The following is a 14,892-nucleotide window of genomic DNA, read 5'->3' as shown; positions in this document are numbered from 1 at the left end:
ACGAAAAACCATAGCGGCCCACGCCTCCTAGATCGGCTCGGCTGCCAGCCTGCCGTGACAGTGCTAAGGTTCCGCCCGAGCTTTTTGCATTCTCCAAGGGAGCCCTTATGCCGGACGTCTCGTCCATCAACCCTGGTTTCATGGTGGTTCATGGCAACCGCCTGGACGAGTTGCGCAGCCTGGTGGTCAGCTGGATGCGGCGTTACCCACTGGCTCCCCTGGAAAATGAAATCGCCCTGGTCCAGAGCAACGGTATTGCCCAATGGCTGAAACTGGCCCTGGCCGAAGACCCCGAGGACGACGACTCCGGCGGTTGTGGCATCGCTGCTGCCATCGACGTACAACTGCCCGGTAGCTTCATGTGGCAGCTGTATCGCCAGGTCCTGGGACGCGACGAAATCCCGCCCAAGTCCCTGTTGGACAAGGCCCCGCTGACCTGGCGCCTGATGCGCCTGCTACCGGAGCTGATCGACGAGCCCCATTTCGAACCCCTGCAACGCTTCCTGACCCAGGACAGTGACTTGCGCAAACGCTATCAGTTGGCCGAGCGCCTGGCCGACCTGTTCGACCAGTACCAGGTGTACCGCGCCGACTGGCTGGAAGACTGGGCCGCAGGCCGCCACCAACTGCGCAACGTCCGTGGCGAACCCAAGCCCTTGACCCCGGCCAACTGCTGGCAGGCCGAGCTATGGCGAGCGCTGCTCCTGGATGTTGGCACCGAAGGCATGGCCCAGAGCCGTGCAGGTGTGCATCAGCGCTTCATCGAGCGCATCAACCACCTGGACACCGCCCCCTCTGGCTTGCCGTCCCGGGTGATCGTGTTCGGCATCTCCTCATTACCGGCCCAAGTGCTGGAAGCCCTGGCTGGCCTGGCCCGCTTCAGCCAAGTGCTGCTCTGCGTACACAACCCTTGCCGCCATCACTGGGCCGATATCGTTGCCGACAAGGACCTGCTGCGCCACCAGTACAAGCGCCAGGCGCGCAAGGCCGGCATGCCTCAAGCCCTGGACCCGCAGACCCTGCACCAGCACGCTCACCCCTTGCTGGCCGCCTGGGGCAAACAAGGCCGGGACTACATCAACCTGCTGGACAGCTACGACGATCCCAACAGTTATCGCGCGGCCTTTCGCGATGGACGGATCGACCTGTTCAGCGAAAGCCGTCCCGCCAGCATGCTCCAGCAACTGCAGGATGACATCCTCGAACTGCGCCCCCTCGGCGAAACCCGCGAACTCTGGCCCGAGGTCGATCTGCAGCAGGACCAGTCGATCCGTTTCCACATTGCCCATAGCGCCCAGCGCGAGGTGGAGATCCTTCACGACCAGTTGCTGGCCCGTTTCAGCGCCGACCCCGACCTGCGCCCACGGGATGTGATCGTCATGGTCCCGGACATCGACAGCTATGCGCCGCATATTCGAGCAGTGTTCGGCCAGCTGGAACGTGATGACCGGCGCTTCATCCCCTTCACTCTCACCGACCAGGGCCAGCGGGGCCGCGATCCGCTGCTGATCGCCGTGGAACACCTGTTGAAACTGCCGGACAGCCGCTTTCCGGTCAGTGAGATCCTCGACTTGCTGGACGTCCCGGCGCTGCGTGCACGTTTCGGCGTCGACGAGGCCGACTTGCCCACCCTGCATCGCTGGATCGAAGGCGCCGGCATCCGTTGGGGCATGAATGCCGAACAACGGGCCGCGTTGGGCCTGCCTCAGGAGCTGGAGCAGAACAGCTGGCGTTTCGGTCTGCGGCGGATGTTGCTGGGGTATGCCGTCGGTCGTTCCGCGGCCTGCGACGGAATCGAACCCTACGATGAAATCGGTGGCCTGGACGCAGCCCTCATCGGCCCGCTGGTAGCCCTGCTCGATGCCCTGCAACTGGCCTACGAGCAACTCTGCCAACCCGCCGCCCCGCGACAATGGGGCGAACGCCTGCACAAGCTGCTGGAGCAGTTCTTCCTGGCCAGCACCGAACATGACGACTACCTGCTGGGCCAACTGGAAGACCTGCGTGAAACCTGGCTGGAAACCTGCGAAGCCGTGGGCCTGCAAGATGAGCTACCGTTGACCGTGGTCCGCGAAGCCTGGCTGGCGGGCCTTGACCAGGGCCGCCTGTCCCAGCGCTTCCTCGCCGGTGCGGTGAATTTCTGCACCCTGATGCCGATGCGCGCCATTCCCTTCAAGCTGGTGTGCCTGCTGGGAATGAACGATGGCGACTATCCTCGGGCCCAGCCGCCGCTGGACTTCGACCTGATGGGCAGCGACTACCGTCCGGGCGATCGTTCGCGCCGCGAAGACGATCGCTACCTGCTGCTCGAGGCCCTGCTTTCGGCCCGTGACCAGCTCTATATCAGCTGGGTCGGCCGCAGTATCCGCGACAACAGCGAGCGCCCCGCGTCGGTGCTGATCGGCCAATTGCGCGATCACCTGGCCAGTGGTTGGCACCTGGCGGGCAACGGCCAATCGCTGTTGGAAGAACTGACCCAGGAGCATCCGTTGCAACCCTTCAGCGCTCGCTATTTCCACGACAGCGATCCGCTGTTCAGCTATGCCCGGGAGTGGCAGGTGCTGCACCAGGACCGCGAAGAGCAGGCTGCGGCCGAGCGCCTGGACCCCTACGTGCAGGACGAACCCCTGAGCCTGGCCCAATTGCAGGATTTCCTGCGCCATCCGGTTCGGCATTTCTTCAGCCAGCGGCTCAAGGTGTTCTTCGAAGCGATGGAGGCCCCCCTGGCCGATGAAGAACCCTTCGTCCTCGATGCGCTGCAACGCTACAGCCTCAGCGACAGCCTGCTTGCGGCCGCGCTGGCCGATGTCGAACAGCCGGAACAGGCATTGCAGGCCCAGGCCCAGCGTCTCCAGGCCAGCGGCCTGCTGCCCATGGCCGGGTTTGGCGAGTGCCTGCAACGGGAACTGATGGAGCCGCTGCCCGACCTGCTGCAACGCTATCGGCAGCTACTGGCCCTGTGGCCAACACCCCTGGCCAGCGCCTTGCCCATCAGCCTGGAGCTGCAAGGCGTAAGGGTCGAAGGCTGGCTCAGTGCCCTGCACCAGCGGGCCGACGGTGGCTTGCTGGCGGTGACCACCATCGCCAACGCCATCGGTTCCACCAAGACCCGCAAATGGCACCGGCTGATCAAGCCGTGGATCAACCACCTGCTGGCCTGTGCCAGCGACTACCGCCTGACCACCGCGCTGGTGGCCAGCGATGACAGCCTGTTGCTGGCCCCTTTGGAGCCGCAAGTGGCCCGGCAGGTCCTCGGGGATTTGCTGCGCGCCTGGCAGGCGGGCATGCGCCAACCGTTGCCCGTGGCGATCAAGACCGCCTTCGCCTGGCTGGGCCAGGGCGATCCGGACAAGGCCGCGGCCGCCGCGCGCAAGACCTATGATGGCGATGGCCAGAATAGCCAGGGCGAGCGCCGTGAAAGCCCGGCCCTGGCCCGGCAGTTCGCCGACTACAACGCATTGATCGCCGATGAAACCTTCAGCGCCTGGGCCGAAACCCTGTATCGCCCGCTGCTCGATGCACCCTGGCGCTCGGCCCTCGGCGAGGAGGCCGGCGCATGACGGCACAGACTCCCCTGGCGCTGGCCTTTCCCCTGCGTGGCAGCCAGCTGATCGAGGCCAGCGCCGGTACCGGCAAGACCTTCACCATTTCTGCACTCTACCTGCGCCTGGTGCTGGGCCATGGCGGCGCAACCGCGGGCTTTGGCCGCGAACTGCTGCCGCCGCAGATCCTGGTGGTGACCTTCACCGATGCCGCCACCAAGGAATTGCGCGAGCGTATCCGCACCCGCCTGGCCGAGGCCGCCCGCTTCTTCCGCGACGAGATCCCGGCCCCGGACGGCCTGATCGAACAGTTGCGCCAAGAATATTCCGCCGAGCAATGGGCGGCCTGCGCCAACCGCCTGGACATCGCTGCCCAATGGATGGATGAGGCCGCGGTTTCCACCATCCACAGTTGGTGCCAACGCATGTTGCGTGAGCACGCTTTCGACAGCGGCAGCCTGTTCACCCAGACCCTGGAGACCGACCACAGCGACCTGCTGGGCGAGGTCCTGCGCGACTACTGGCGGCTGTTCTGCTACCCACTGCAAGGCGAGGCGCTGAACTGGGTGCGCAGCCATTGGGTGGGGCCGGCCGAACTGCTGCCCCGGGTCCGGGCGTTGTTCGGCAATGAGCGACGCGATCCACAGCAACAGACGCCCGGCGAGCTGATCGATGCCTGCCTGCAAGAGCGCCGCGCGGCCCTGGTGCAGATCAAGGCTCCCTGGCGCCAATGGGCCGTGGAGTTGCGCGAGATCTGCCGGCAAGGGGTGGCGAGCAAGAGTGTCGATGGCCGCAAGATGCAGGCCCGCTATTTCGAGCCCTGGTTCGACAAGATCAGCGCCTGGGCCGAGGACGAGAGCTTGGAGCAACTGGATATCGGCACCGGTTTCAGCCGCCTGACGCCCGAAGGCATGGGCGAAGCCTGGAAGGGCGAGCCACCCAGCCACCCCGGTCTCGATGCCATGGCCGGGCTCAAGGCCAGCCTCGAGGCCTTGCCCAGCCCGGATGCGGCGGTGCTGCAACACGCCGCGCAGTGGATTGGGGCGCGGTTCGAGGAAGAGAAGCGCCGTCGCGCCGAGATGGGCTTCGACGACATGCTGTTGCGCCTCGATGGCGCCTTGCAGAACGACGAAGGCGGCCGCCTGGCCAGCCTGATTCGCGAGCAATTCCCGGTGGCCCTGATCGACGAGTTCCAGGACACCGACCCGGTGCAGTACCGGATCTTCGAGAGCATCTACCGCATCGAGGACAACGACCCGGCGACCGGGCTGTTCCTGATCGGCGATCCCAAGCAGGCGATCTATGCCTTTCGCGGCGCCGATATCTATACCTACCTGCGGGCGCGCCAGGCCACCGATGGCCGCTTGCATACCCTGGGCACCAACTTCCGCTCCAGCCAGGCCATGGTCGCTGCGGTCAACCATGTCTTCCTGCAAGCCGAGCAGCGCCCGCAAGGGCGCGGTGCCTTCCTGTTCCGCGAGAGCAATGGCAACAACCCGGTGCCGTTCCTGCCCGTGGCGGCCCAGGATCGCCAAGAGCGTTTGCAGGTCGATGGACAACCGCTGCCGGCGTTGAATTTCTGGCTGCTGCCCTCGGAACAACCGGTATCCGGTGCTTTGTATCGCCAGCAACAGGCCGCCGCCTGTGCCAGTGCCATCGTCGGCTTGCTCAACGGTGGCCAGCAGGGCCACAGCGGTTTCGTCCGTGACCAGCAAGGGTGCACGGGCCTGCTGCCCGCGGACATCGCCATCCTGGTGCGCGACGGCAAGGAGGCCCAGGCCATCCGCACCGAGCTGGCTGCCCGTGGCGTGCGCAGTGTCTATCTCTCGGACAAGGATTCGGTGTTCGCCGCCCAGGAAGCCCGCGACCTGCTGGTGTGGCTCAAGGCCTGCGCCGAACCGGATGTGGAGCGGCCGTTACGGGCGGCCCTGGCTTCCCTGACCCTCGACCTGCCGCTGCTGGAACTGGAGCGCCTGAACCAGGACGAACTGGCCTGGGAAGCACGGGTCATGCAGTTCCGTGGTTACCGTGGGATCTGGCGCAGCCAGGGCGTGCTGCCGATGCTGCGCCGCCTGCTGCACGACTTCCAGCTCCCCCAGGCGCTGATGGCCCGCAGCGATGGTGAGCGGGTGCTGACCAACCTCCTGCATTTGTGCGAGCTGCTGCAGCAGAACGCGGCCGGGCTGGATGGCGAGCAGGCCTTGATCCGCCACCTGGCCGAGCACCTGGCGCTGTCCGGACAGGCCGGCGAGGAGCAGATCCTGCGCCTGGAAAGTGATGATCAGCTGGTCAAGGTAGTCACCATCCACAAGTCCAAGGGCCTGGAATATCCCCTGGTCTTCCTGCCATTCATCTGTTCCACCAAACCGGTGGACGGCAGTCGCTTGCCGTTGCATTACCACGATGGTGCCGGCAAGCCCCAGGTCAGCCTGCGTCCCACCGAGCAACTGATCGCCCAGGCCGACGAAGAACGCCTGGCCGAGGACCTGCGCCTGCTCTATGTGGCCCTGACCCGGGCCCGGCACGCCTGCTGGCTGGGGGTTGCCGACCTCAAACGGGGTAACCAGGGCAGTTCGATCCTGCATCTTTCGGCCCTGGGTTATCTCTTGGGGGGCGGTGCGGCGCTCACTGAATCCACGGACCTGCGGCGCTGGCTGCTGGATCTGCAACAAGGCTGCCCGGCCATCGGCGTGGGCGAGTTGCCGGCCATCGACGACCAGCGTTTCCATCCGCCTCGCAACCCGGCCCGCCTGCTCGCTCCGCTGGTGCCCGCGCGGCGTGCGGCGGAGCACTGGTGGATCGCGTCCTACAGTGCCCTGCGCATTAGCGACACCCTGGGCAGCGCCAGCCAGGCGCCGGACGATCCCCAGGCCCAGAAGCTGTTCGACGACGAGCGCCTGGACCCCGAGGCCCCTCGGGAAGCGGTCGCCAGCAGTGGCGATATTCACCGTTTCCCCCGCGGACCGAATCCCGGCACCTTCCTCCATGGGCTGTTGGAGTGGGCAGGCGGGGAGGGCTTCGATGCCAGCCCCCAGGCGATCACCGATGCCGTCGCCCGCCGCTGCAACCGCCGTGGCTGGCAAGGCTGGATTCCGACCCTGAGCGGTTGGCTGCAGCATCTGTTGCAGGCGCCGATGCCCGTCGGCGACGGCCAGCCGCCGGTGGTGCTGGGACAACTGCAGCAGTACCGGGTCGAAATGGAGTTCTGGTTCGCCAGCCACAAGGTCGATGTGCTCAAGCTCGATGAACTGGTGCGCCAGCAGACCCACCAGGGCGCGGCCCGGGTCACCGCCGAGCCGGTGCTGCTCAATGGCATGTTCAAGGGTTTCATCGACCTGACGTTCGAGCACCACGGCCGTTACTACGTGGCTGACTACAAATCCAACTGGCTGGGCGCCGATGACGCCGCCTATACCGAGCAGGCCATGGAACAATCGATTCTCGACAACCGCTACGACCTGCAATACGTGCTGTACCTGCTGGCCCTGCATCGACAGTTGAAGGCCCGCCTGGCCGACTACGACTACGACCGGCACATGGGCGGCGCCTTGTACCTGTTCCTGCGCGGTACCCATTCGGCCAGCCAGGGTGTGTATTTCGCCCGGCCGCCACGGCAATTGATAGAGCGCCTGGATCTGATGTTCCAGGGCCGGGCCGAGCCACCCAGGGCCGAACCGGCCTGGGAGCAGGGGGTGCTGCTATGACCCCGGACCTGTTTGGCGCCCTGGACGAGCCGGCACCCCAAGTCCCGGACCTGGCGCCCCTGAGCCGTGGTGCCGACCTGTTGCTGTTGCTCGATCGCTGGGTCGCCCGCGGCTGGCTGCGGGCCCTGGACAGGGCCTTCGTCGGTTTCCTCCAGGAACTGGACCCGGACTGCGACCCACTGGTGCTGATGGCCGCGGCCCTGACCAGCCATCAGTTGGGGCATGGGCATGTCTGCCTGGATCTGTTCGAAACACTCAAGGAGCCGGATTTCGCCCTGTCGCTGCCGCCCGAGGGCGATATACAGGGCGGTGCCCCGGTGTTGCCGTCCCAGGTCCTGGCCAGCCTGGAAGGCGCCCACTGGTGCAAGGTGCTGGCCGGCAGCCGACTGGTGGCCCTGGCGGCGGATCATGGCGAGGCCTCCCGGCAACGACCGTTGGTGCTGTCGGGCAAGCGCCTCTACCTGCGGCGGTACTGGGCCTACGAGCGGCGCATCGACCAGGCCTTGCGCCAGCGCCTGGCCCAGACCGAGGCGGCCCCGGAACACTTGGCCCGGCGCCTCGACGAATTGTTCGGCGCGGCCCGGCCATCCGGTCCCGTCGACTGGCAGAAGCTCGCCTGCGCCCTGGCCACCCGGGGCGCGTTCAGCATCATCACCGGCGGCCCGGGCACCGGCAAGACCACCACCGTGGTGCGCCTGTTGGCCCTGCTCCAGGGCCCGGCGGTGGAAGCGCGCAAGCCGCTGCGCATCCGCCTGGCGGCGCCCACCGGCAAGGCGGCGGCGCGCCTGACCGAGTCCATCAGCCTGCAGGTTCGCTCGCTGTCGGTGGCCGATGAGGTGCGGGAAAAGATCCCCAGCGACGTCACCACCGTGCACCGTCTGCTGGGCAATCGGCCCGGCACCCGGCACTTCCGCCATCACGCCGGCAATCGCCTGCCACTGGATGTGCTGGTGGTGGATGAAGCCTCGATGATCGACCTGGAAATGATGGCCAACCTGCTGGACGCCTTGCCGGCCCATGCCCGCCTGGTGCTGCTGGGGGACAAGGACCAGTTGGCGTCGGTGGAGGCCGGGGCGGTGCTGGGCGATCTGTGTCGCGATGCCGAGGCCGGTTGGTACGACCCTCGCACCCGGGCCTGGCTGGAAGCGGTCAGCGGTGAAGACCTCTCCGCCAGTGGCTTGCAGGAAGACACCGGGCACCAGCATCCGTTGGCCCAACAAGTGGTGATGCTGCGTCACTCCCGGCGCTTCGGCGAAGGCAGCGGCATCGGCCAGCTGGCGCGCTGGGTCAACCAGCAGCAAGCCGACGAAGCTCGGCGCCTGCTGGCGGCGCGCAGTCATGCCGACCTGTACTGCCTGGGGCTCAAGGGTGAACAGGATCGGGCCCTGGAGCGGCTGTTGCTGGAAGGTCACGGCGAAGGGCCGCAAGGTTATCGCCACTACCTGAATGTCCTGCGCAGCCAGCGTCCCGCCGCCGGCACCGCTGTCGACGACCGGCTCTGGAGCGACTGGGCGCGCCACGTCTTGCAGGCCTTCGACCGCTTCCAGCTGCTGTGCGCGGTGCGCAAGGGGCCTTGGGGCGTGGAGAACCTCAACCTGCGCGTGACCCAGGCCTTGTTCAAGGCACGGCTGATCGACAGCGACCAGCAGTGGTACGAGGGCCGGCCAGTGCTGATGACCCGCAACGACTACGGCCTGGGCCTGATGAACGGCGATATCGGCATCGCCCTGCGCCTGCCGGAGCAGGGGGGGCGCCAGGTCCTGCGCGTGGCCTTCCCGCGCAACGACGGCCAGGGCGGAGTGCGCCTGGTACTACCCAGCCGTCTGAATGATATCGAGACGGTGTATGCCATGACGGTGCACAAGTCCCAGGGCTCGGAGTTCGCCCACACTGCGTTGATCCTGCCCGATGCGTTGAACCCGGTACTGACCAAGGAACTGATCTACACCGGCATCACCCGCGCCAAGGACTGGTTCAGCCTGATCGAGCCTCGTCCCGGGGTGTTCGAGGAGGCGGTGCGGCGCAAGGTCAAGCGCTTGAGCGGGCTGATGCTGGAGCTGGACTGAAGCCCCGGTTCCAGGCATCGTTGCAGCGCTTCGATATCGCGGCACTTTCCTGGGCTGTGCTATCGTTGCGGCATCATTTCCGTGAAAATCAACGAGATTCCCTGCATGGACGTGGCTGTCTTGAGGACAGAGCGCATTTTAGGGTGGCGGCAGTGCGTGCTGTCGACCTTCCTCTGCCTGTTCAGCCTGTTGGCCATCGCTCAGCCGGAGCCTTCGGCATCGGTCAGCCTGGCCGAGCAGCGTGCCAAGGCAGTGACGCAGGTGGTGCTGGGCATCCTCAGCTACGCTCGTTGGCCGGTGGAGCCCGCCCAATTGCGGCTGTGCGTGGTGGGTCCCACCGAATACACCGACGATCTCATCAAGGGCACCACCCAGGCGACCGGGCGTGCGGTGGTGGTGCGCCGCCTGCTGGCCAGCAACCCGACGCTGGCCAGTGACTGCGACTCGGTCTATGTCGGCAAGCTGACCGTCGAGGAACGCACCCGGCTCTTCAGTTCGTTGACCGGCCAGCCGGTCCTGAGCATCAGCGAGGGCGGCGACCAATGCACCGTGGGCAGCCTGTTCTGCCTGCGGGTCAGCGACAGCCAGGTGTCGTTCGAGGTCAACTTGGACTCCGTAGCCCGCAGTGGGGTGCGAATCCATCCCAGCGTGCTGCAATTGTCCCGTCGACGCCCGGCCACGCCATGAAACTGTTCAAGCCCAACCCCCGCCCCACATTGCGGTCGGTCATAGGTCGCGGCCACCTGGCGGTCGCCTTGCTGGCGATCGGCCTGGCCAGCCTGTCCCTGACCTGCCTGGGCGTGCTGGCGCTGCGGGTGTACGCCGACCACAACCTGCACCTGATCGCCCGCTCCATCAGTTACACGGTGGAGGCCGCGGTAGTGTTCAACGACAGCGGCGCGGCCGCCGATTCCCTGGCCCTGATCGCTTCCACCGAAGAGGTGGCCGACGCCAAGGTGTACGACAGCCAGGGCCAGTTGCTGGCCAGCTGGCAGCGCCCCGACAGCGGCCTGCTGGCCAACCTGGAAATGCACATCGCCAGTGCCTTCCTGGAAAAACCCATCAGCCTGCCGATCTTCCGCCAGGGCCAGGAGATCGGCACGGTCAACGTCACCGGCCATGGCGGCAACCTGTTGCGCTTTCTCTTCAGCGGCCTGGTGGGCATCGTGCTGTGCATCGCCTTGAGCGCCTGGGCGGCGCTGTACCTGGCGCGCCGGCAGTTGCGCGGCATCACCGGCCCCCTGCGCAGCCTGGCGGACGTGGCCCACGCGGCCCGGCGCGAGCGAGCCTTCGACCAGCGGGTGCCGCCGGCGCAAATCGCCGAGCTGGACAACCTGGGCAATGACTTCAATGCCCTCCTCGATGAGCTGGAGGTCTGGCAGACCCACCTGCAGAGCGAAAATGAAACCCTGGCCCACCAGGCCAGCCATGACAGCCTCACCGGCCTGCCCAACCGGGCGTTCTTCGAGGGCCGGCTGATCCGCGCCCTGCGCAGTGCCAACAAGCACAACGAGCGCATGGCGGTGCTGTTCCTGGACAGCGACCGGTTCAAGGAGATCAACGACAACTTCGGCCATGCCGCCGGCGATGCGGTACTGGTGGCGGTGGCGACGCGGATCCGCGCACAACTGCGCGAGGACGACCTGGTGGCGCGCCTGGGTGGCGACGAATTCGCGGTGTTGCTGACGCCGCTGCACCGGGTCGAGGATGCCCAGCGCATCGCCGACAAGATCATCAGCAGCATGGAGGTACCGATCCAGTTGCCGGGCAGCCTGTCGATCCTGACGTCCCTGAGCATCGGCATCGCCGTGTACCCGGAGCATGGCGCCACTCCGGGCAGTCTGTTGAACGCCGCCGACGCGGCCATGTACCAGGCCAAGCGTGGCGCGCGAGGCGGGCAACACACAGTGGGGGCGGAGTCCCCCGTCCAGGTTCAACACAGGAGCTAATTCCCTTGTTTTCATCGATGCAACGTCCGGTTCGACTTTTCAGCACCCTGGTGTTCATGGCCCTGCTGGCCCTGAGTGGTTGCCAGAGCGTGCCGCCCAAGGGGCTGACCCCGAAGCAGATCGCGGTACTGAAACAGGAGGGCTTCGAACTGACGGATGAAGGCTGGGCCTTCGGCCTGTCGGGCAAGGTCCTGTTCGGCAGCGACGTGGAAAGCCTCAACCCGGCCAGCACCGCGATCGTCCAGCGCATCGGCACGGCCCTGCTCAGCGTCGACATCCAGAAGGTGCGGGTCGACGGCCATACCGATGCCTCGGGCAAGGAAGCCTATAACGTGCAACTCTCCCTGCGCCGCGCCAAGAGCGTGGTCAAGGTGCTGACCCAGGTCGGCATGCGTGAAGAGAACATCCAGTTGCGCGGCTTGGGCAGCAGCGAGCCGGTGGCTTCCAACAGCACCCCGGCCGGGCGCACCGAGAATCGCCGGGTATCGATCGTGGTCATCGCCGACTGATCGGCGATCCACGCTACAGCGGCTGTAGTCCTACGGCCGTTTCTCCAGGCTGCGCGTGTGCCAGAGGGCCATCTAGGAGGCGCTGAACGACATGTTCCGGCTGTCCCCCATCAACAGGGGCTGGTTCTGCTCGGTCACTTCCCTGATGTAGTCCCACAGCAGGGTGATGCGCTTGAGCTTGCGCAGGTCTTCGCGGCAGTACATCCAGAACTGCCGGGTCAGGTTGATTTCCTTGGGCAGCACCGGCAGCAGGCGTGGGTCCTGGGCGGCGAGGAAGCACGGCAGGATCGCCAGCGAGCGGCCCTGCTGCGCCGCCACGTACTGGGCGATGACGCTGGTGCTGCGCAGGTGGGCGCTGGCCCCGGGCACCACGTTGGCCAGGTACAACAGCTCGGAGCTGAAGGCCAGGTCGTCCACGTAGCTGATGAACTGATGCTCGCCCAGGTCGCTGGGGCGGCGGATCGGCGGGTGGCGATCGAGGTATTCCTGGGTGGCGTACAGCTGCAGGCGGTAGTCGCATAGCTTGCAGCACACATAGGGCCCGTGCTCCGGGCGCTCCAGGGCGATGACGATGTCGGCCTCGCGCTTGGACAGGCTGATGAAGTGCGGCAGCGGCAGGATATCCACCGAGATCGCCGGATAGGCGCCGAGGAAGTGGCTCAACTGCGGGGTGATGAAGAAGGTGCCGAAGCCTTCGGTGCAGCCCATGCGTACATGCCCGGACAGGGCCACGCCGGAACCCGAGACCTGCTCGCAGGCCATGTGCAGGGTGCTTTCGATCGACTCGGCATACCCCAGTAGGCGTTGGCCCTCGGCGGTCAGGACGAAGCCGTTGGTACGGGACTTCTCGAACAGCAGGGTACCCAGGGCGGTTTCCAGCGAACCGATGCGCCGCGACACCGTGGTGTAGTCCACCGCCAGGCGCTTGGCCGCGCTGCTGGCCTTGCGGGTACGGGCCACTTCCAGGAAGAACTTCAGGTCGTCCCAGTTCAGGCCGCTCAGGGAGGTGATGTTTTTTTGCATGATGGACCGGATTTTATGTGCGTTCTTATTAGAAGTTTGCACATCTATACTCCAAAAACAGTCCGACACCAACTCGCGACGCCTCTCTTTTCAAGGCCTGCAATGCCTTGGCTCCCTGCATAAGAACCCAAGAAGTCAGGAGACCCCATGAACGCATCCCTCCAGTCCGGCGGCACCACCCTGCAGCAGGTCAAGCTGCTGATCGACGGTCAATGGGTCCAGTCCCAGAGCCAGGAATGGCATGACATCGTCAACCCGGCGACCCAGGAAGTGCTGGCCAAGGTGCCGTTTGCCACCGCCGCCGAAGTCGACGCCGCGATTGCCGCGGCCCAACGCGCCTTCCAGACCTGGAAGCTGACCCCGATCGGCGCGCGGATGCGCATCATGCTCAAGCTCCAGGCCCTGATCCGCGAGCACTCCAAGCGCATTGCCCAGGTCCTGAGCGCCGAGCAGGGCAAGACCATCGCCGATGCCGAAGGTGACATTTTCCGCGGCCTGGAAGTGGTCGAGCATGCCTGCTCCATCGGCACCTTGCAGATGGGCGAGTTCGCCGAGAACGTCGCCGGCGGCGTGGATACCTACACCCTGCGCCAGCCTATCGGCGTGTGCGCCGGCATCACCCCGTTCAACTTCCCGGCGATGATCCCGCTGTGGATGTTCCCGATGGCCATCGCCTGCGGCAACACCTTCGTCCTCAAGCCTTCCGAGCAAGACCCACTGTCCACCATGTTGCTGGTGGAGCTGGCGGTGGAGGCGGGAGTCCCGGCCGGCGTGCTCAACGTGGTCCATGGCGGCAAGGAAGTGGTGGATGCCCTGTGCACCCACGCCGACATCAAGGCCGTGTCCTTCGTCGGCTCCACTGCCGTCGGCACCCATGTCTATGACCTGGCGGGCAAGCATGGCAAGCGCGTGCAATCGATGATGGGCGCCAAGAACCACGCCGTGGTGCTGCCTGACGCCAACCGTACCCAGACCGTCAACGCCCTGGCCGGTGCGGCCTTCGGTGCAGCCGGCCAACGGTGCATGGCCACCTCGGTGGCGGTGCTGGTGGGCAAGGCTCGCGAATGGCTGCCGGACATCAAGGAAGCCGCGAGCAAGCTCAAGGTCAACGCCGGTTGCGAGCCGGGCACCGATGTCGGCCCGGTGATCTCCAAGCGGGCCAAGGAGCGCGTGCTGGGCCTGATCGAAAGCGGTATCAAGGAAGGCGCCAAGCTCGAGCTGGACGGCCGTGACGTCAAGGTCCCAGGCTATGAGCAAGGCAACTTCGTCGGCCCGACCCTGTTCTCCGGGGTGACCACCGACATGCAGATCTACACCCAGGAAATCTTCGGCCCGGTGCTGGTGGTGCTGGAAGTCGACACCCTCGACCAGGCCATCGCCCTGGTCAACGCCAACCCCTTCGGCAACGGCACCGGCCTGTTCACCCAGAGCGGTGCGGCGGCACGCAAGTTCCAGAGCGAAATCGACGTTGGCCAGGTGGGGATCAACATCCCGATCCCGGTGCCGGTACCGTTCTTCAGCTTCACCGGTTCGCGCGGTTCCAAGCTCGGCGACCTGGGTCCGTACGGCAAGCAAGTGGTGCAGTTCTACACTCAGACCAAGACCGTCACCAGCCGCTGGTTCGACGATGACAGCGTCAACGACGGTGTGAACACCACCATCAGCCTGCGTTGAGGAGCCTGACATGAACATCGCATTCATCGGCCTGGGCAACATGGGCGCGCCCATGGCCCGCAACCTGATCAAGGCCGGCCACCAGCTGAACCTGTTCGATCTCAACCAGAGCGTGCTGGCCGAGCTGGCGCAACTGGGCGGGCGCATCAGCACCTCGCCCAAGGCCGCCGCCGAAGGCGCCGAACTGGTGATCACCATGCTGCCGGCCGCCGCCCATGTGCGTAGCGTCTGGCTGGGCGAGGATGGCGTGCTGGCGGGCATCGCCCGTGGCGTGCCGGCGGTGGACTGCAGCACCATCGACCCGCAGACCCCCCGCGAAGAGGCCCATGCCGGGGCCAAGCAAGGCGTGGCCCTCGCCGACGCCCCGGTGGCCCGCGGGACTGGCGGCGCCCAAGCCCGCACCCCGACCTTCATGGGCGGGGCCA

The 14,892-nt window shown here is 66.1% G+C and carries 9 protein-coding genes; 8 read left to right on the top strand and 1 reads right to left on the bottom strand.

What is annotated here, in order from left to right:
* The first annotated feature begins 107 nt into the window (after positions 1-107).
* From recC to ACK6AU_RS28750, 6 genes are all read left to right on the top strand, one after another.
* Complete coding sequence (recC, locus tag ACK6AU_RS28775; protein ID WP_409302975.1) at positions 108-3,560, top strand: exodeoxyribonuclease V subunit gamma; 3,453 nt, start codon at positions 108-110, stop codon at positions 3,558-3,560.
* Entirely contained in the window at positions 3,557-7,246 is a 3,690-nt protein-coding gene (gene recB, locus ACK6AU_RS28770) for an exodeoxyribonuclease V subunit beta (protein WP_409302973.1), read from the top strand. Before recC ends, recB begins: the two co-directional genes overlap by 4 nt.
* Positions 7,243-9,312 (top strand): exodeoxyribonuclease V subunit alpha, encoded by a 2,070-nt coding sequence (gene recD / locus ACK6AU_RS28765; protein WP_185697642.1) that lies wholly within the window; start codon positions 7,243-7,245, stop codon positions 9,310-9,312. Before recB ends, recD begins: the two co-directional genes overlap by 4 nt.
* Before the next feature lie 105 nt (positions 9,313-9,417).
* On the top strand, positions 9,418-9,999 hold the full coding sequence (locus ACK6AU_RS28760) for a YfiR family protein (protein WP_409302971.1): 582 nt from the start codon (positions 9,418-9,420) through the stop codon (positions 9,997-9,999).
* The gene (locus tag ACK6AU_RS28755; RefSeq protein ID WP_185697644.1) at positions 9,996-11,261 is read left to right on the top strand and encodes a diguanylate cyclase domain-containing protein; all 1,266 of its coding nucleotides are present in this window, start codon (positions 9,996-9,998) and stop codon (positions 11,259-11,261) included. The genes ACK6AU_RS28760 and ACK6AU_RS28755 overlap by 4 nt, the downstream gene beginning before the upstream one ends.
* Before the next feature lie 17 nt (positions 11,262-11,278).
* Complete coding sequence (locus tag ACK6AU_RS28750; protein ID WP_409302968.1) at positions 11,279-11,770, top strand: OmpA family protein; 492 nt, start codon at positions 11,279-11,281, stop codon at positions 11,768-11,770.
* 72 nt (positions 11,771-11,842) lie between these two features.
* Here the strand turns inward: ACK6AU_RS28750 and ACK6AU_RS28745 are convergent, their stop codons facing one another.
* Positions 11,843-12,793 (bottom strand): LysR family transcriptional regulator, encoded by a 951-nt coding sequence (locus ACK6AU_RS28745; protein ID WP_185697646.1) that lies wholly within the window; start codon positions 12,791-12,793, stop codon positions 11,843-11,845.
* Positions 12,794-12,940: 147 nt separating this feature from the next.
* On the opposite strand from ACK6AU_RS28745, the gene ACK6AU_RS28740 reads away from it, so the two are divergent.
* Both ACK6AU_RS28740 and ACK6AU_RS28735 read left to right on the top strand, forming a co-directional pair.
* Positions 12,941-14,467 (top strand): CoA-acylating methylmalonate-semialdehyde dehydrogenase, encoded by a 1,527-nt coding sequence (locus ACK6AU_RS28740; protein ID WP_022642130.1) that lies wholly within the window; start codon positions 12,941-12,943, stop codon positions 14,465-14,467.
* Positions 14,468-14,477: 10 nt separating this feature from the next.
* Positions 14,478-14,892 (top strand): NAD(P)-binding domain-containing protein (locus ACK6AU_RS28735; protein WP_409302966.1); only part of this gene is annotated, 415 nt, incomplete at its 3' end.

The sequence above is a fragment of the Pseudomonas sp. KCJK8993 genome, assembly GCF_046230915.1.
In the GTDB taxonomy this organism is placed as follows: Bacteria; Pseudomonadota; Gammaproteobacteria; order Pseudomonadales; family Pseudomonadaceae; genus Aquipseudomonas; species Aquipseudomonas piscis.
The sequence above is the reverse complement of the archived record's forward strand: the minus strand, read 5'-3'. Positions and strand labels throughout refer to the sequence as shown.

What these genes read in the sequence shown, in the direction of transcription:
- recC (WP_409302975.1), top strand. Translation starts at nt 108, where the DNA reads ATGCCGGACGTCTCGTCCATCAACCCTGGTTTCATGGTGGTTCATGGC.
- recB (WP_409302973.1), top strand. Translation starts at nt 3,557, where the DNA reads ATGACGGCACAGACTCCCCTGGCGCTGGCCTTTCCCCTGCGTGGCAGC.
- recD (WP_185697642.1), top strand. Translation starts at nt 7,243, where the DNA reads ATGACCCCGGACCTGTTTGGCGCCCTGGACGAGCCGGCACCCCAAGTC.
- ACK6AU_RS28760 (WP_409302971.1), top strand. Translation starts at nt 9,418, where the DNA reads ATGGACGTGGCTGTCTTGAGGACAGAGCGCATTTTAGGGTGGCGGCAG.
- ACK6AU_RS28755 (WP_185697644.1), top strand. Translation starts at nt 9,996, where the DNA reads ATGAAACTGTTCAAGCCCAACCCCCGCCCCACATTGCGGTCGGTCATA.
- ACK6AU_RS28750 (WP_409302968.1), top strand. Translation starts at nt 11,279, where the DNA reads ATGCAACGTCCGGTTCGACTTTTCAGCACCCTGGTGTTCATGGCCCTG.
- ACK6AU_RS28745 (WP_185697646.1), bottom strand. Translation starts at nt 12,793, where the DNA reads ATGCAAAAAAACATCACCTCCCTGAGCGGCCTGAACTGGGACGACCTG.
- ACK6AU_RS28740 (WP_022642130.1), top strand. Translation starts at nt 12,941, where the DNA reads ATGAACGCATCCCTCCAGTCCGGCGGCACCACCCTGCAGCAGGTCAAG.